The sequence below is a fragment of the Bradyrhizobium sp. SOJA106 genome (assembly GCF_059448745.1).
Genome location: NZ_CM182549.1, coordinates 4,701,929 through 4,718,505 on the forward strand (window position 1 = coordinate 4,701,929; position 16,577 = coordinate 4,718,505).

Consider the following 16,577-nt stretch of genomic DNA (forward strand, 5'->3'; position numbering starts at 1 on the left):
GCGCACCCATGGGATTCCTTGAGGGCAACTCGGATGGATGAAGTGATCAAGGCGAAGCGCCAACAGCAGAACGCGGGCTCCAGCCTGCGCGCAATTACGATCCGTGGCGCGCGCGAGCACAACCTCAAGAACATCGACGTCGAGATTCCCCGCGACAAGCTCGTGGTGTTCACCGGGCTCTCCGGCTCCGGCAAATCCTCGCTCGCCTTCGACACCATCTACGCCGAAGGCCAGCGCCGCTACGTCGAGTCGCTCTCGGCCTATGCCCGCCAGTTCCTGGAGATGATGCAGAAGCCTGACGTCGATCAGATCGACGGGCTGTCGCCGGCGATCTCGATCGAGCAGAAGACGACGTCGAAGAATCCGCGTTCGACCGTCGGCACCGTGACCGAGATCTACGACTACATGCGCCTGCTCTGGGCCCGCGTCGGCGTGCCCTATTCGCCCGCGACCGGCTTGCCGATCGAGAGCCAGACCGTCTCGCAGATGGTCGACCGGGTGCTGGCGCTGCCCGAAGGCACCCGCCTCTATCTGCTCGCCCCGGTCGTGCGCGGCCGCAAGGGCGAGTACCGCAAGGAGCTCGCCGAATGGCTCAAGAAGGGCTTTCAGCGCGTCAAGATCGACGGCACCTTCTACGAGCTGGCCGAAGCCCCTGGCCTCGACAAGAAATTCCCGCACGACATCGACGTCGTGGTCGACCGCATCGTGGTCCGCGGCGACATCGGCCAGCGCCTCGCCGAAAGCTTTGAGACTGCGCTGAAGCTCGCCGAAGGCCTCGCCGTCGTCGAGTTCGCCGACGCGCCGGCCGCCACCGCGCCCGCCGAGGAGAAAAAGAAGACCGCGAAGATCCACGACAAGAGCGGCCCCGAGCGCATCCTGTTCTCGGAAAAGTTCGCCTGCCCGGTTTCCGGCTTCACCATCCCCGAGATCGAGCCGCGCCTGTTCTCCTTCAACAATCCCTATGGCGCCTGCCCGGCCTGCGGCGGTCTCGGCGTCGAGCAGCATGTCGACGAGGACCTCGTCATCCCCGAGAAGGACCTCACCTTGCGCAAGGGCGCGATCGCGCCCTGGGCCAAGTCGTCATCGCCCTACTACACGCAGACGCTCACAGCGCTCGGCAAGCACTACAAGTTCACGCTCGACACCAAATGGAAGGACCTGCCGAAGAAGACGAGAGACGCGATCCTCTACGGCTCCGGCGAGGACGAGATCAAGTTCTCCTACGAGGACGGGGTGCGCTCCTACGACACCAAGAAGCCGTTCGAGGGCGTGATCACCAACATCAACCGCCGCTACCGCGAAACGGAAAGTGAATGGGCGCGCGAGGAGCTGGCGAAATATTTCCACGACGTGCCCTGCGAGGGGTGCAAAGGCTTTCGGCTCAAGCCCGAGGCGCTCTGCGTCAAGGTCGGCGGCAAGCATATCGGAGAGATCTCTGAGCTGTCGGTGAGGAAGGCCGGCGAGTGGTTCGAGGGCGTGCCGGCGGCGCTGAACGCGCAGCAGAACGAGATCGCGGGCCGCATCCTGAAAGAGATCCGCGAGCGCCTCACCTTCCTGCTCGACGTCGGCCTCAATTACCTCACCCTGTCGCGCTCCTCCGGCACGCTGTCCGGCGGCGAGAGCCAGCGCATTCGCCTGGCCTCGCAGATCGGCTCGGGGCTGACGGGCGTGCTCTACGTGCTGGACGAGCCTTCGATCGGCCTGCACCAGCGCGACAATGCCCGCCTGCTCGACACGCTGAAGCGGCTTCGCGATCTCGGCAACACCGTGGTGGTGGTCGAACATGACGAGGATGCCATTCGCCTCGCCGACTACGTCCTCGACATCGGCCCCGGCGCCGGCATGCACGGCGGCAACATCGTCGCCGAGGGCACGCCCGATCAGATCATGCGCAACCCGAAATCGCTCACCGGCAAATACCTCACCGGCGAGCTCGAGGTCGAAGTGCCGGAGCGGCGTCCGCCGAACCATCGCCGCACCATCAAGGTGGTGAACGCGCGCGGCAATAACCTCAAGAACGTCACCGCCGAGATTCCGCTCGGCCTGTTCACCTGCGTCACCGGAGTCTCCGGCGGCGGCAAGTCGACGCTCCTGATCGACACGGTCTACCGCGCCATCGCCCGCAAGCTGAACGCCGCCAGCGAAGGCGCAGCGCCGCACGACCGCATCGAGGGGCTCGAGCATATCGACAAGATCATCGATATCGACCAGTCGCCGATCGGCCGCACCCCGCGCTCGAACCCTGCGACCTATACCGGCGCCTTCACGCCGATCCGCGAGTGGTTCGCAGGCCTTCCCGAAGCCAAGGCGCGCGGCTACGAGCCCGGCCGCTTCTCCTTCAACGTCAAGGGCGGCCGCTGCGAGGCCTGCCAGGGTGACGGCGTCATCAAGATCGAGATGCACTTCCTGCCCGACGTCTACGTCACCTGCGACGTCTGCAAGGGCAAGCGCTACAACCGCGAAACGCTGGAGGTCCTGTTCAAGGGCAAGAGCATCGCCGACGTGCTCGACATGACCGTCGAGGAAGCCGCCGAGTTCTTCAAGGCAGTGCCGCGCGTGCGCGAGACTTTTCAGACGCTTCACCGCGTCGGCCTCGACTACATCCATGTCGGCCAGCAGGCCACGACGCTCTCCGGCGGCGAAGCCCAGCGCGTCAAGCTCGCAAAGGAGCTGTCAAAACGTGCCACCGGCCGCACGCTCTACATCCTGGACGAGCCGACCACCGGCCTGCACTTCCACGACGTCAAGAAGCTGCTGGAGGTGCTGCACGAGCTGGTCGCGCAGGGCAACACCGTCGTCGTCATCGAGCACAATCTCGAGGTCATCAAGACCGCCGATTGGGTCATCGACCTCGGCCCCGAAGGCGGCGACGGCGGCGGCGAGATCGTCGCCTGGGGACCGCCGGAGGATATCGTCAAGGCGCCGCGGAGCTATACCGGCAAGTTCCTGGAGCCGGTGCTGAAGAAGGCGCGGAAGCCGAAGCGAAGAAGCACGAGCGAGGCGGCGGAGTAGAACTTATTTCTTGGTCAAACGCTCATCTCTGCCTCGAATCTATGCGCCCTTTCATCAAGGTCGCGGAACTGTCCAAGCCGAACGAACGAATAAACATGCAGTGCGTTGCGGCTAGGGGACGCGCCCGACGACTAGGCGCGCCCCAAGTTTCTCATTGCAATTAGAATATACGAAGCGACAATAGCTCCATTGTAGATTTTCGTCACGCATCGCAACGGTTTGCAACCTTAAATCCGATTCATTGGCATCGCGGCCAACTTCCCATTTCTCCATGCCCTACACCTTCGCCATCTTCGATCTCGACGGCACGCTCGTCGACAGCTTCCCCTGGTTTCTGCGTACCATCAACGACGTCGCCGATCGCTTCGGCTTTCGCCGCGTCGCGAATGAGGAGATCGAAGAGCTCCGTCATGCGTCGAGCCGCGAAATTCTCGGCCGGCTCGAGGTGCCCTTGTGGAAGCTGCCGGCAATTGCACGGCATGCGCGGCGGCTGAAGGCTGAGGCAGCGGGCGAGATCTCGCTGTTTGCGGGCGTCGAGACGATGCTGCAAGCACTTGCCGACAATGGCGTGCAGCTTGCGCTGGTGACCTCCGACAGCGAAGCCAATGCGCGCGAGAAGCTCGGGGATGCCGCCGCATTGTTCTCGCATTACGACTGCTCGGCATCGCTGTTCGGCAAAGCGGCGAAATTCCGCCGCGTCATCCGCCGCGCCGGTGTCGAGCCGAGCAAGGTGATCGCGATCGGCGACGAAGTGCGCGACATCGAGGCGGCGCGGACCGCAGGCATCGCCTGTGGCGCGGTGTGCTGGGGCTATGCGGCACCGCCCGCGCTGCGGGCACTTGGGCCGGACCACGTGTTTGAGCGGATCGATGAGATTAGCTCGACGCTCTGCGCCGCAGCCGTAGCCCGGATGAGCGAAGCGACATCCGGGAACGTCGATGGATGAGGATGGCGCTGTGCCGGATTTCGCTTTGCTCATCCGGGCTACGAGATGCCCCTACTCCGTCCGCCTGAGAAACGCCCCGAAGGCCCGCGGCCCATCGCCCACCCTGACTTCGCCGATCACCTTCAGCTCGGCCGCGTCGATGATATCGAGCGTGTTGCTCTCCCAGCAGGCGACGATGACACGCTTGCCGTCGGCGGTCGCGTTGATGCCTTCAGGGTAGTCTCCGACATTGATGCGCTTGACCGGATTCAAGCTCGCGAGGTCGAACACGCTGACGGTGCCGCCATATTGGTCGGTGACGAAGCCGCGGCCCTGCGCCAGCGCCACCGCATAGGGGCGCATCCCGACCGGCACGCGGCCGATCTCGGCACCCGCGGCGATGTCGATCACCGAGACGTCGTCAGAGCCGACATTGGCGGTGTAGGCGCGCTTGCCCTCGGCATCGATGGTGACGCCGAACGGGCGGGTGCCGACCTTGATGCTCGCCTTGCGCTCGGCGGTCGCGGTGTCCACCACCGAGACGCTGTCGTCGTCACGGTCCGCCGAGAGCAGCAGCTTGCCGTCGGGCGTCACCGCAAGCCCCGACGGTGAAGCGCCGACCGCGATGCTGGCGGTGACGCGCCGGGCGGCCGCATCGATCACCCGTACCGCCGCCGCATACCAGTCGGCGACGTAGATGGTGCGGCCGTCGGGCGCGACCGCGATGCCGAGCGGCCCGCCGCCGACCTCGATGCGGCTTGCGACCTGCCACGTGGCGGCGTCGACCACCGTCACCACCTTGGCGTCGGGGCTGGTGACATAGGCGAAGCGCCCGTCCGGGCTGACGGCCACGCCGGCCGGCTTGCCGCCGATCGGGATGGTCGCAACGCTGCGTGATGTCGGGAGGTCCACGACCATCAGATCGTCGCTGAGCTGGTTGGTGACGAACGCCTCTTCGGCGGACGCGCAGCCGAGGCCGGCGATGCAGATGCTGGCGGCGAGCGCCGCCAGAACCAGGGCGCGCACGGTCAGCTTCCGCTCTCGATCTTCTTCTTCAGCGCCTCGAGGCCGTTCTTGTAGAGGCCGCTCACCGCGGTCTTGGCCGCTTCGTCGCTCAGCTCCGGCGGCGGATCGTTGTTGGGATAGCCGCGATAGAACGCACCGGCCCATTCCAGCGTCGCGCCCTTGCCGTCGGCACTCGGCGTCACCGTCAGCGTCGAGGAATAGTTGGTGACCGGCAGCACCTTCACGTCGACGGTGGTGATCCGGTAGGAATAGGTCATCGCGGCCGCGTCGAACTTGTAGAGCTCCTCGTCGATCGTGGCGCCGCCGGTCAGCGTCAGTTTCCGCGTCGCGCCGATCTCGTTGCCCTTCTCGCCCTCGGTCTTAGTGACGGGCGGAAGCCAGCTCATGTCCTGGAAATTGCCGATCGCCGCCCACACCTTGGCCGGGGCCGCGTTGATCTCGATGGATTCCCGCACCTTCTGCCGGGTCGGCCCGTGCGCCCACACCGGCTCAAACATAGCGGACAGAGCCATCCCCGCCACCGCCAGCGCCGCCACCCCGACGATCGCCGTTCCGCTTCTCGTCCTCATACCGTTTCCTCACTCTTCATCCGCGCGACTTGAGGCGCGCTGAGGCCATGGTAGCGCATTTTTGGACCATGGCGAGACCGGTTCGCGGCGCGGCTGTGGCCGAGGCGCTCGCCCGTCCACACCATCCATCGCGTTGCCCGACGGGCAACACACGCAAGAGCAGGGTCAATGCACGGCCGCGAAAACAATTCGCTTTACTCGAATTCGTAATTATCGCATGTTGCGGCCATCCCAGCCCGTGCCGAGGGGCGTATCGCGATCGTCACGACATGCGGGGTGGGACGTGGTGGGCGCAGGCGGCGTCGGCGCGAAGGCGGTTTGCAGGGGCGGGTCACACCGTGAGCGACGGCTAGCGCGCACACGACCGGTGCAGTCTGCGTACGGCAAAATCGTGTGGTCCTGGCGCCCGGGGTCTGTGCGCCAAGTCTTGCGGTGATGCGCGGTGCCCGACCGGGTCCGCGCGTCAGCTATCCGCAAGGCGACGGGGGCAATAGTGCATCGCTCCCCGGGGAGAGCGCGACATAAGCCGTCAAACCACTGCGCAGGGAAGGCCTGATGTTAGGCTTCACCTGTATGCCGCTGTGCATCATTTACCAGCGCATTTCGCGCACAGCGGACCGTGGGTGCTCAGCCGGCACCCGGCCTTCCCCATAGGCGTTAAGGTAGCGCAAGCATTGATTGATATTGACGTTTTCGGGGAGGCTCGCGCAGGTGCCGCCCGAGCGCTCGCTTACTGCGGCGCAAGCGGCGGATGGTTGGTTGTGGAATGATTGCTTGCAGCAAGGATGCAACGAGTTGTTGCAAGATACGCCAACCGCCAGGTGTCGTCAGGCGGCCTGCTTCCAGTGGGGAGAGTCCTCGAAGTCGCGGACAAGCGGCTCGAGCAGCAGGATAATCAAGAGGTGAGCCAGCAGGTAGGGCTTCGCCGAACGCTGATCAGTTCCAGGCGGTGTCTTGAGACCAATCAGGCTTTTCAGTCGCTTGAAGCCAAGTTCGATCCGCCATCGCAGTCGATAGAGTGCAAGCACATCCTTGGCGGAGAACTCGTCCCGTGCGAGCGACGTGACCAGAATGACCCAATCCGCGGCTTCCAGAGTCCCTTTGGAGATGATGCGGTTTTCGTCTCGTGCGTCTCGCCGAGCTTTACGACGCGAAGCCGCGGCCGCACCGGTGGGCTTCTTGACCGCAACCAGACGCATAGCCAGAGGCGCCCCGTCCTTGCGTTTGATCCAAATCCTCCGATCGATCAGTCCGCGTGCCTTTGCCGCACGCAATTGGGCCATCAGATCGAATGGAAGGCCTTGGGCATCAAGCCAGCGCGCGTTCTTCCAGCCTGCTCGGATCAGAACGTCGGCACCAGCCGCGCGGACAGCCGCGATGCGGTCAGGTTGCAGATAAGCGCGGTCAGCAATGCGGATCTCGTTCTTGACTACTGGTATCCGGTCAAACGTTTCGCCCTCTTGCTGATCCGTTAGCTCGAAGTGACCAAAGCGCTCACTTGGCAGATCAAATGCACTATGAAGCCGCCAAAGCTCACTGCTCCTGCGGGCAGTCGGCCCGGCCTGAGGTACTGTCGTCGCATCGACGATGCGGATCAGGCGGCCTCGGCTCGCCTTCGGCGCTGCCGCATCGAGCAAGCTCTCCACCAGCACTGCAAACCAATCGCCACATTGACGCAGGCGATAGAACAACGCCACGCTGCTGAGGTCCGCAAGGCCAACAGAAGCCGCCCACGCAGCTGTCGATCTCAATCCTCTTTCCCCTAAACAATAGGCCAGCATCAGCCGAAGCAACGCCACCGCGTCTGGAATTTGGCGCCGCCGCGCGAAAGCCTTCGTCTGGCGCGCGCTTATCTCAAGCTGCTCAGCCCCACCCAGCTGCGCAACCACTCTCGTCCAGTCCTCATTTAGAAGCGATTCGTCTGCCATGCCCCTTGGAATCACGTGTGATTCCAACACTCAAGAATAAACTTAACGCCTATGCGGCCTTCCCTGCGCCCTCGGCATTTTCGAGGGCGGCGACTGAAGCAAAGCTCGGACCGGATAGGCCGCGAGAGCGGGAAGCTATGTCAGCAACCGGACTCGAACGTCGATTGAGGCTCAGCCGATGCCACACACTCCGTCATTGCGAGGAGCTCTTGCGACGACGCAAACCAGGCTGCCTCCGCAGAGAGATTCTGGATTGCTTCGCGGAGCCTGTCATCGGGCAGCGCTTGGCGTGGCTCGCAATGACGACGGCGAGAGCGAGTATCGGGAGTGCCCTCGCCTATTCCCCCAGCGTCACATCTACGAACCCACGCGGGTCCGCGCAAAACTCCCGCATCAGCCGGTAACGATCCGTCTCCTCCACTGTCGTCGGCCCCAGCCCATATTTCCCGAGCCGGAGCAATTTGGCATTTGGATAGGCCATCAGCATTGGCGAATGGATCGCCATGATGACCTGGCAGATGCGGGACTGGTCCATGCGGCGCAGCAGTTTCAGGAACTCGATCTGGCGCGCCGGCGAAAGCGCCGACTCCGGCTCGTCGAAGATAAAGATGCCCTGGCGCTGGCAGCGCTCCTCGAAGAAGCGCAGGAAGCCTTCGCCATGGGAATGCGACAGGAAATCGGGACCGGCCTGTCCGGCATCACGTGCGGCCTTGTCGAGGTATCGCGCGACCGAGAAAAAACTCTCGGCGCGGAAAAACCAGCCATTGGTGATCTTCGGCAGCCAGCTTGCGCGCAGCGCCTTGGAGAGCTGGCCGCCCATATTCTCGCGGGCTTCGGAGTGGTCAACCGGCATGTAGCCCTTGCCGCCCCCGGCATCGTCGTAGCCGGCGAGCGCTACTATCCCCTCGAGGATCGTCGACTTCCCGGTGCCGTTCTCTCCAACGATGATCGTGATGGCGGCCTCGAAGTTGAGCTCGAAATCGTCCGGAAAGATCGGCAAGCAAAACGGATAGACCTCGCGATCGCGAACCTGGGACGGGTCGAGCCAGACCCGCTTCAAATACGGGGCCGGCAGATCGATCGTTCGACTGCTCCTGCGGCTCATGTCCGGCTTTCCCACCCGTTCCGCTTGAACCTTGATTGGAACGTATCAGGAACAAAAGCTTCGCGAAAGCTGCATCTGGGAAACATATGGAAACGACTGGAAACATACCCGATATGCGTCACTTGGACACAAATTGCTACCTGAAATTGCCGATAAAAATCGGGCTACCAGACAGTTTGCTGGCATGACGCCAGCTCCCACCTCGCGACCCCGGCAATGATTGACGGACGTCCGGGACACTAAGCCGCGAGGAATGCGCGATGGTCACGACCTATTTCAGCTACAGCTACATCACGCGCAATCTCAAGCAGTCGCTGACGCGGGTCGAACAGCAGCCGGATGTCGCGCGGGAGGCCGCCTATTACAAGGCCAACATCGGCAAGGTGAAGACCGTCGACGATTTCATGAAGGACCATCGCCTCTATCACTATGCGATGAAGGCATATGGCCTGGAGGACATGGCGTACGCCAAGGCTTTCATGAAAAAGGTGCTGGAGAGCGATCTCAACGACTCCAAGAGCTTCGTCAACAAGCTGGTCGACAAGCGCTACCGTGAGTTTGCCGCGGCGTTTTCGTTCAACGGCACTGCGACGCCGGTCGCACAATCGGACGACCAGACCGACGAGATGATCGGTCTGTACACGGCGACCAAGAAGAGCCAGGTCGACGCGCTTGCCGACGACACCAGCTACTACAACGCCAAAATCGGCAACACCACCGGTGCAGACCAGCTCCTGAACGACGACCGCCTTCGCAACTACGTCTATTCAGCGTTCGGGATCGATGAAAGCAAGTGGCCCCGTGACACGATAAGCCAGGTCCTGCGCAGCGATCCATCCGATCCCAACAGCTATGTCAACACCACCTTCGCATCCCAGTTGACTGGCCTCAAAGCCCAGCTCGCCCAAGCCAAATCGGACGTGAGCGCCACCAATACGAAGATCGCCGACTACACCGCCCAACTCTCGCAGCCGGGTGCCGACGTGTCCCAGTTGAAGGTCCAGATCCTGGTCGAAAAACATCACCTGGAATCATACACGACAAGCGTATCCGACCTGAGCGATCAAATCGCCACGATCGGTAACTTCGTAGACCTGGCCGGCGCATTCGAGTTTTCGCCTGACGGGTCGCTTCCGTCGGGCGTGTCTGCGCAAACCCCCGCAAACGTCACGCTCACGACAAAGCGGTTCGACGACAGCAAGTCGGAGGTCTATGCGGCTGCCAGCCGGCTGAACGAAGCTCTGGCCATCAGGCAATTCAGAACGGCCGTCCTCACCATCAACTCAGTCCAGACGTTCGTATCGACTCCAGCCGTATATGATTTCGCGCTGGGCGCCGTCGGCCTCGATCCGGCAAAGATTTCGCAGGACACCGTCAAGGCTGTCCTCGAAAGCGATCTCAGCGATCCCAAGAGCTACGTCTATACGCTGAAGGACGATCGCTACGTTGAGCTCGCGCGCGCCTTCAACTTCGACGCAAAAGGCAATCTGACGACGCCTCTGGTGGCTCAGGACCCGGCTGAAGTCCTCGATATTGCAAAGGACTACGTCATACAGGCAGTGAAGCAGGCAAGCCCCGATCAGCAGAAGGCCGTTCGAGCCCAGGCGCAGAAAGACGCGACGGCTTATCAGGAAGCCATCGGAGGCATCGACAGCGTTTCCGATCTGCTTGCAAACCGGAAGATGGTCGATTTCATTCTCGTCGCCAAAGGCCTGGATCCCAAGAAGGTCAGCACCGACTATCTCAAGAAGATCTTCGCTTCCGACCTGAACAATCCAAAGAGCTTCGCCAACACCGAGAGCGATCCGCGCTTTGCCGAGATCGCAGCGTCGTTCAATTTCGACAGCAAGGGCGACGTCGCCCGTCTTGCGCTGATGGGCCCGCAGAAGCGGGATCAATTCCGGGAAACACAGGCGAACTATCTCCAACAAAGCCTGGAGCAGCAGCAGGGTGAGACGAATCCCGGCGTGCGCCTGGCACTCTATTTCCAGCGCAAGGCCGGCGAGATCACCTCCGCCTACGACATCCTTGCCGACAAGGCTCTTTCGGAGGTGTTCAGGACCACGTTCGATTTACCGGACTCGATGGCTGCGATGCCGATCGATCAGCAGGCCAAGTTCGTGGACAAGTTCATGAAGATCACGGATCTGTCCGATCCAACGAAGGTTGCAAAGCTGTTGAACCGTTTCTCCGCCATGTATGACATCAGAAACAGCCAGAGCACCGGTCAGACCCAATCTCCCTTGCTCAACCTCTTTCAGGGATCGAACTCGGGATTAAGTGACGCGACGTACCTCGCCATTGCCAAGCTGCGTGCTCACTGATGATCGTTCGGGGCTATTACGCCAACACCTCGAGCACCAGCTCCATGGTCATCAGCACGGGATTGTCGCCTCGGATCAAGCGGCCCTCCGCAATGCCGCCGGTGTAATCGATCAGGGCAATGTCGAGCGCCGCTTCGAGTGCGCCCGAAGCGCCCGGCGCAATCGTCCCCGCCGTCACCGCAAGCTCCGTCGCGAACGGCTCGGTCACGCCGCCATGGGTGAAGCGCGCGCCGATGGTCGAACCGACGCCGCCGCGAACCTTCGCGCGGGCGATGCCGTGCGCGCGGCAGAACGCTTCGAGGCTGCCGGCAAAATCCTGGTTGGGCCGCAGCCGCAGGGCGAAGGCGCGGCTGGCCGTGCGTGCGCCGGTGCTCGCGGCGGCCACCGGTCCAAACAGCCTGAAGTTGGTCTCCGGATCGACCGCGGTCGTGAACGCCGCGCCATCGAGGCCGAACGCCTCGACCTCGAACGGCTCGGCGACGATCGTCTCATCCGGCATCATGTGGCCGCCGCTCGCCGTGCCATCCGCCTCGGTCCAGAGCCCGTGGCAATGAAAGAACGGTGCGTCGTCGCGCGTACCGAGGGTCATGCTGCCGAGCCTGGTGCGCGTCACGCCGCCGGGACGATAGGTGTCGCTGTAGAACGCCGCGTTCTCGCCGGTCTTCGACAGCGCCGGCATCACATAGGCGAACGGCCCGAGCGCGCCGCGGCCGAAATTCACGACGCCAGCCGCAAATCCCTCCGCGGCAAAGCCACGGCGCGCGGCTTCCAGCAACGGCAGGCCGGCTTGAAGCGTGAACGTGAACGCGCGCCCCCTCGCTTCCACCCACTGGATGCGTTCGGGAGGCGGCGCGCCCGGCTGCTTGATACTCCGCATCCCCGCTCAGCCCGCCTTCGTCTTGTCGAGGTCGAGCAGCCCGCGCGCCTCGAGCTCGTCGCGCACCATACGCTTCGGCACCTTGCCATAGCCGGACTTCGGCAGCGCCTCCCAGAAGAAGAACCGCTTCGGCATCTTGTAGCGCGGCACCTTCGGACCGAGGAACGCTGCCATCTCGGCTTCGCTCACCGGCTTCGCGCCCTCGCGCGCGACGCAGACGGCGACGCCGACCTCGCCCCAGGTCGCATCGGGCACGCCGAGCACGGCGACCTCGCCAACCGCGGGATGGGTCAGGATCTTCTCCTCGATCTCGCGCGGATAGATGTTGGAGCCGCCGGAGATGTACATGTCGGAGGCACGGCCGGTGATGTAGACGAACCCCTCCTCGTCCATGTGGCCGAGATCGCCGGTGCGGAACCAGCCATTGCGGAACGCCTTCGCATTGGCCTCGGGGTTGTCGTAGTAGCCGGCGAGCACCGCGGGGCCGATCACGCAAATCTCGCCGCTCTGGTTCGCCTTGAGCTCGCGGCCCTCGTCGTCCTGGATCGACACCTGCATGGCCGTGCGTTCGAAGCCGCAGGTGCCGATCCTGGCATGCGGACTATCCTCGGCATCGTGCAACGCGGCGGGCAGCACCGTGATGTTGCCGGTGACCTCGCCCAATCCAAAATACTGCACGATGACCTTGCCGAGCTTCCTCAGCGCGGTCTTCTGATCCTCGCGATACATCGGCGCGCCGGCATAGATCACGTGCCGCAGCGAGGAATGATCGTATTTGTCGACGGCGGGGTGCTCGACCATCATCTTCAAAATGGTCGGCACGGTGAAGAGATTGGCGACCCGATGCTTCTCGATCAGACGGAAGGCCTCGTCGATGTCGAACTTCTCGGTCGGCAGCAGCACGGTGCAGACGCCGCGCGCGGTCTGCACCAGCTGGTGCACGCCGGCGCCATGCGACAGCGGCGCCACCACCAGCGAGGCATCCGCTTCCGTGACGCCGGGAGTGAGATCGGCAAGATGATTGGTGACGACGAAGCCCATCTGGCCGTGGGTCAGCACCGCAGCCTTGGAACGGCCGGTGGTTCCGGAAGTGAAGAAGAACCAGCAGGGATCGTCGTGCTCGACCGCAACGTTTTCGACCGCGCTGCCCGCCTTGGATGCGATAGCCTCCGCGACCGACGTCTCGCCAAACGCGCTGCTGCCCTCGATGCTCCAGGTGAACTCCAGCGCCCCACCCTTCACCGCCGTGGCATGCTCGGGAAAATCGACATGGCACAAAAATGCCTTCGCGCCGGAGGCCTCGGCGAGATAGCTGACCTCGTCTGGCATCAGGCGGAAATTGGTGGGAACCCAGACGGCCCCGAGCCGGAACGCTGCGAACATCGAGAAGAACATCTCGTCGCCATTCTTGGAATGGACGAGGATGCGGTCGCCTTTCGAGATGCCGCGCGCGGCGAGCGCTGCGGCCAGCGCGGACACCTGCGTATCGATCTCGCGCCAGGTCCAGGATCTGTCACGCCAGACGAAGCCTGTCCGCGCCCCATGCCGCCGCGCATTCTGGGTCAGCATGTGAGCGAGATTCATGACGCGGCGGGACATGCGCAGGGGCTGCATCGGGCTTCCTCTTCGGTAGCGGACCGTGCACTCGCCGCCCGCTCATTAGAGCCCATTTATCGCCATCGCCAGCGAGGTAGCAAGACCGCCGGCCGCGCGCCTGCCCTACGGCTGCGTGAATGCGAACGCGCCGCTGTGATCGCCCTGACATGGGCCTGCACGCCGAGACCGCCGCAATGGCTGCCGGGCAGATCGAGGCGGATGGCGCGCGCGGCGCCGCGTTTGTCGGCCGCGCGGGCACGATCGTTCATGGAATTTTAAACATGGTCAGCGCAACCTCGCTCAGTCTTCGCGTACAGAGTGCCGCATCATGGTCAAAGCGCCCGCCTTCCTCCTGTTGTCGCTGGCGCTCGCCGGATGTGCCGTCGCCCCGCAAGCCCAACTCGCACCCGATCCAGCCTTCAAGCCCGCGCGCTACGCCTGGGATGGGGCCGGCGAGAATCCCAACCAGCCGCGTTCTGCCTCATTGCATGTTGCGCGCTCCGCGAGCTCCGAGCGCACCAGATCGCAAGCCGGGCTTCAGCCCTATTCTCGGGAATGGTGGCAGGCGCAGGACGGCATCGAGGCCGAGCAGGACGCCAGGATCAACCGCTCCCTCGTCATTTGCGAGGGTTGCCTCCGCCAACAGCCGCAGCCGGAAGACTCCAGGCTCGCCAAGGCGAGTGATTGAACCGAACGGCCGCTCCATTGGTCTACAGAGATACGCGCCGGCCACTCCGGCCTATTGTCGCGCCCCATCTCAAGGACGTTCCATGTTGACCCGTCGGACCTTCGTCGCCGCCTCTCTGCTTGCCGCAATCGCCCCGGCCTTCGCCGAGACCGCTCCCAGCGATCCCGTCGCCATCCTGACCGCGATCTATACCCGCGCCGCCAAGGGCAAGGGCGATGGCGGCGCCGCCTTCGTCATCGAGAACAAGGCGGCGAAGTCAAAATACCTCTCCAAGGCGCTGGTCGCGTTGTGGGCCAAGGCAGATGCGCACACGCCGAAGGGCGACGTCGGGCCGGTCGATTTCGATCCCGTCACCAATTCGCAGGAACCGGACGTGAAATCGTTCAAGCTGGACGCTGAGAAGATGGAAGCGGACAAAGCGACGGTCGCAGTGACCATCACCGGCCATCGCAACGACCGGAAACCGGCCGACCAGATCGTGCGTTACGACTTCGTACGCGAGGCAAATGGCTGGAAAATCGACGACATCAAGGGCTCCTCCGACGGGGAAGCCTGGTCGATCCGCAAGATGCTGACGGACTCGCTGAAGAGCTGACCGGAGACGACATGAGCGATGTCATCAACAACGAGGCCCATCACCGCTATGAGCTCGAGGTGGAGGGCCATCTTGCGACCGAGCATTACAAGCTCGACGGCGACGTCATCACCTTCGAGCATACGGACGTGCCGAAGGAGCTCGGCGGCAAGGGCGTCGGCTCAAAGCTGGTGCAAGGCGCGCTCAACCAGGTCCGCGCTGCCCGTTTGAAGCTGATCCCGCAATGTCCGTTCGTAAAGGCGTGGATCGAGAAGCATCCGGACTATCAGGACCTGGTGAAGCGATAAGCGCGCAGGCTCGCTACTGACGGACCTGCCGACGGGCCCTATTGCCCATGCTTGAGCATGTCCTGATCAGTCAGATCCCAATCTTGCCACAGCTGGAGTATGCCGAGGAGCACCGTCACCGCGCCGAGGCTCGTGTGGTAGATGCGGACAAAGCCCTCGCCGGAATAGCCGAGGATATAGGGCGAGGCGATGAGCCACAGCCCGATCAGGATCGTCGTCACCTCTTGCCAGCGCTGCAGCGCAACATACTCAAGCTGGCTGATGCCGAACACGAGAAGGCCAACTGCGACAGAGTTCAGGATCATCGCCTCTCTTCCGGCGACCTCTAACTCGTCTTGGACAGGAAACCACGGCGAAATGACAATCAATGCGCCGAGCAGCATGCCGCACCAGTCTTCCCATGTTCGATGAACATTCAAGAAACCAAACTCCGACATTGTACCCTCCTACACGAGAGGCATACGTCGGCGGCTGGCGATCATGACACTCCGAATGTCTAGCAACCCTGCCGGCCGCATTCGGGCGTATGTCCTTCAAAAAGACGTGGGAACCGTCGACGACCGCGCAAGAGCGATGACGAGGATTATTTTCGTCGGGCGCGCGACGTTCGCTGCTCAGGGCTTCATACTGAACCGGGGCTACGGAGCCCCGAGCTTCTGCAGGGCCTCGCGCGCCACCGGCAGGCCGGGCTTGAATTCCAGCGCCGTCCTGAAGTCGGCGATCGCGCCCTGCTTGTCGCCGAGCCGAAGCTTGGCCTGGCCGCGATTGTTCCACGAAAACACGTCCGAGGGATCGTATTGCAGCGCCTTGTCGTAGTCGGCAAGACCGCCCTTGTCGTCGCCCTGGTAGAGCCGGATCATGCCGCGATTGCGCCAGCCGCGCGCGTCGGTCGGCGCGATACGGATCGCCTCGCCATAGTCGGCGGCGGCGCGGTCGAGCTGCTCGCTGTCACGATAGACATTGCCGCGATCTATATAGGCGAGCAGGCTGGGTGCAAGCTTGATCCGCATGGTGTAATCGGCGAGCGCATGCGCCACGTCGTGCCTGCGGTAGTAGACCAAGGCACGATTGGTATAGGCCGTAGCATAGTTCGGATCGCGCTTGATCGCGGCGTCGAAATCGGCGAAGGCGCCGTCGAGATCGCCCTTGTTGTAGCGGGATTCGCCGCGATTGCTGTAGGCCAGCGCGAGCGAGGGATCGAGCTTGATGGCCTGGTCGTAGTCGGCGATGGCGCGATCGTAGTCGCGCTTGAAGCTGTAGAGGCGTCCGCGATTGTTGTAGGCGCAGGCATAGTCCGGGGCGAGCCTGACCGCCTCGTCGAGATCGGACAGCGCGGCATCGAGCTCGCGCTTCTCGGTGAGACCATGGCCGCGATTGCAACAGGCGCCGGCGAGGCGGTGCCCGCTCTCGCTCCCAGTCTCGATTACGGTCGAGCAGGCCTTGACCCGCTCCTCCGGCGTGCTGGTCGGCCCGACGCATGCGTCCCAGGCAGGACCGCCTTCGGCTGCGGCCGGCAGCGGCGCCGTCGAAGCAAGCGCGCCAAGGAGCAACGCCATCAAACTGAGCGGGACACGCATTTTCCGGATACCTCCCCTACGGCAACCTCCCTTGGTCGCATCCTGGCAAGGGCCGGTTCAAACGCCTA

At 63.3% G+C, this 16,577-nt stretch carries 14 protein-coding genes; 6 read left to right on the forward strand and 8 right to left on the reverse strand.

Features of this window, described 5'->3' with window-relative positions; genetic code table 11:
- Positions 1-33: 33 nt before the first annotated feature.
- Complete coding sequence (gene uvrA / locus AC5V87_RS21735) at positions 34-3,012, forward strand: excinuclease ABC subunit UvrA (protein WP_495367713.1); 2,979 nt, start codon at positions 34-36, stop codon at positions 3,010-3,012.
- Between the two features lie 271 nt (positions 3,013-3,283).
- On the forward strand, positions 3,284-3,958 hold the full coding sequence (locus AC5V87_RS21740; RefSeq protein WP_456838352.1) for an HAD-IA family hydrolase: 675 nt from the start codon (positions 3,284-3,286) through the stop codon (positions 3,956-3,958).
- A gap of 51 nt (positions 3,959-4,009) precedes the next feature.
- On the opposite strand, the gene AC5V87_RS21745 is transcribed toward AC5V87_RS21740, so the two are convergent.
- The 4 genes from AC5V87_RS21745 to AC5V87_RS21760 form a co-directional block, all read right to left on the reverse strand.
- Complete coding sequence (locus AC5V87_RS21745) at positions 4,010-4,963, reverse strand: YVTN family beta-propeller repeat protein (RefSeq protein ID WP_495367714.1); 954 nt, start codon at positions 4,961-4,963, stop codon at positions 4,010-4,012.
- 2 nt (positions 4,964-4,965) lie between these two features.
- Positions 4,966-5,532: an SRPBCC family protein gene (locus AC5V87_RS21750; protein ID WP_456838350.1), complete on the reverse strand. Its 567-nt coding sequence runs from the start codon at positions 5,530-5,532 to the stop codon at positions 4,966-4,968.
- An 827-nt stretch (positions 5,533-6,359) separates the two neighbouring features.
- On the reverse strand, positions 6,360-7,460 hold the full coding sequence (locus AC5V87_RS21755) for an IS4 family transposase (protein WP_456836948.1): 1,101 nt from the start codon (positions 7,458-7,460) through the stop codon (positions 6,360-6,362).
- Between the two features lie 337 nt (positions 7,461-7,797).
- Entirely contained in the window at positions 7,798-8,565 is a 768-nt protein-coding gene (locus AC5V87_RS21760) for an AAA family ATPase (RefSeq protein ID WP_495367715.1), read from the reverse strand.
- 260 nt (positions 8,566-8,825) lie between these two features.
- Here AC5V87_RS21760 and AC5V87_RS21765 point away from each other — a divergent pair, with 260 nt between their 5' ends.
- A complete protein-coding gene (locus tag AC5V87_RS21765) occupies positions 8,826-10,889 on the forward strand; it encodes a DUF1217 domain-containing protein (RefSeq protein ID WP_495367716.1) in 2,064 nt (687 codons plus the stop codon).
- A gap of 16 nt (positions 10,890-10,905) precedes the next feature.
- On the opposite strand, the gene AC5V87_RS21770 is transcribed toward AC5V87_RS21765, so the two are convergent.
- Positions 10,906-11,766, reverse strand: a complete 861-nt coding sequence (locus tag AC5V87_RS21770; protein ID WP_495367717.1) for a PCC domain-containing protein — start codon at positions 11,764-11,766, stop codon at positions 10,906-10,908.
- A gap of 6 nt (positions 11,767-11,772) precedes the next feature.
- Positions 11,773-13,380 carry an acyl-CoA synthetase gene (locus AC5V87_RS21775; RefSeq protein WP_456838347.1) on the reverse strand — a complete coding sequence of 536 codons (1,608 nt, stop codon included), beginning with the start codon at positions 13,378-13,380 and terminating at the stop codon, positions 11,773-11,775.
- A 310-nt stretch (positions 13,381-13,690) separates the two neighbouring features.
- Between AC5V87_RS21775 and AC5V87_RS21780 the strand changes: the two genes are divergently transcribed.
- The 3 genes from AC5V87_RS21780 to AC5V87_RS21790 all read left to right on the forward strand — a co-directional run bounded on the left by AC5V87_RS21780 (position 13,691) and on the right by AC5V87_RS21790 (position 14,932).
- Positions 13,691-14,050, forward strand: a complete 360-nt coding sequence (locus tag AC5V87_RS21780) for a hypothetical protein (protein ID WP_495367718.1) — start codon at positions 13,691-13,693, stop codon at positions 14,048-14,050.
- Positions 14,051-14,132: 82 nt separating this feature from the next.
- A complete protein-coding gene (locus tag AC5V87_RS21785) occupies positions 14,133-14,645 on the forward strand; it encodes a DUF3828 domain-containing protein (protein WP_495367719.1) in 513 nt (170 codons plus the stop codon).
- Positions 14,646-14,656: 11 nt separating this feature from the next.
- Entirely contained in the window at positions 14,657-14,932 is a 276-nt protein-coding gene (locus AC5V87_RS21790; RefSeq protein WP_495367720.1) for a GNAT family N-acetyltransferase, read from the forward strand.
- Positions 14,933-14,970: 38 nt separating this feature from the next.
- Here AC5V87_RS21790 and AC5V87_RS21795 read toward each other — a convergent pair whose 3' ends face one another.
- Both AC5V87_RS21795 and AC5V87_RS21800 read right to left on the reverse strand, forming a co-directional pair.
- Positions 14,971-15,369 carry an SPW repeat protein gene (locus AC5V87_RS21795; protein ID WP_456838343.1) on the reverse strand — a complete coding sequence of 133 codons (399 nt, stop codon included), beginning with the start codon at positions 15,367-15,369 and terminating at the stop codon, positions 14,971-14,973.
- Positions 15,370-15,570: 201 nt separating this feature from the next.
- Positions 15,571-16,509, reverse strand: a complete 939-nt coding sequence (locus AC5V87_RS21800; RefSeq protein ID WP_495367721.1) for a tetratricopeptide repeat protein — start codon at positions 16,507-16,509, stop codon at positions 15,571-15,573.
- Between the last annotated feature and the right edge of the window lie 68 nt (positions 16,510-16,577).

Excerpts from the sequence above, each read along its gene's own strand:
- uvrA (WP_495367713.1), top strand. The coding sequence starts at position 34 with ATGGATGAAGTGATCAAGGCGAAGCGCCAACAGCAGAACGCGGGCTCC.
- AC5V87_RS21740 (WP_456838352.1), top strand. The coding sequence starts at position 3,284 with ATGCCCTACACCTTCGCCATCTTCGATCTCGACGGCACGCTCGTCGAC.
- AC5V87_RS21750 (WP_456838350.1), bottom strand. The coding sequence starts at position 5,532 with ATGAGGACGAGAAGCGGAACGGCGATCGTCGGGGTGGCGGCGCTGGCG.
- AC5V87_RS21755 (WP_456836948.1), bottom strand. The coding sequence starts at position 7,460 with ATGGCAGACGAATCGCTTCTAAATGAGGACTGGACGAGAGTGGTTGCG.
- AC5V87_RS21760 (WP_495367715.1), bottom strand. The coding sequence starts at position 8,565 with ATGAGCCGCAGGAGCAGTCGAACGATCGATCTGCCGGCCCCGTATTTG.
- AC5V87_RS21765 (WP_495367716.1), top strand. The coding sequence starts at position 8,826 with ATGGTCACGACCTATTTCAGCTACAGCTACATCACGCGCAATCTCAAG.
- AC5V87_RS21770 (WP_495367717.1), bottom strand. The coding sequence starts at position 11,766 with ATGCGGAGTATCAAGCAGCCGGGCGCGCCGCCTCCCGAACGCATCCAG.
- AC5V87_RS21775 (WP_456838347.1), bottom strand. The coding sequence starts at position 13,380 with ATGCAGCCCCTGCGCATGTCCCGCCGCGTCATGAATCTCGCTCACATG.
- AC5V87_RS21780 (WP_495367718.1), top strand. The coding sequence starts at position 13,691 with ATGGTCAAAGCGCCCGCCTTCCTCCTGTTGTCGCTGGCGCTCGCCGGA.
- AC5V87_RS21785 (WP_495367719.1), top strand. The coding sequence starts at position 14,133 with ATGTTGACCCGTCGGACCTTCGTCGCCGCCTCTCTGCTTGCCGCAATC.
- AC5V87_RS21790 (WP_495367720.1), top strand. The coding sequence starts at position 14,657 with ATGAGCGATGTCATCAACAACGAGGCCCATCACCGCTATGAGCTCGAG.
- AC5V87_RS21795 (WP_456838343.1), bottom strand. The coding sequence starts at position 15,369 with ATGTCGGAGTTTGGTTTCTTGAATGTTCATCGAACATGGGAAGACTGG.
- AC5V87_RS21800 (WP_495367721.1), bottom strand. The coding sequence starts at position 16,509 with ATGCGTGTCCCGCTCAGTTTGATGGCGTTGCTCCTTGGCGCGCTTGCT.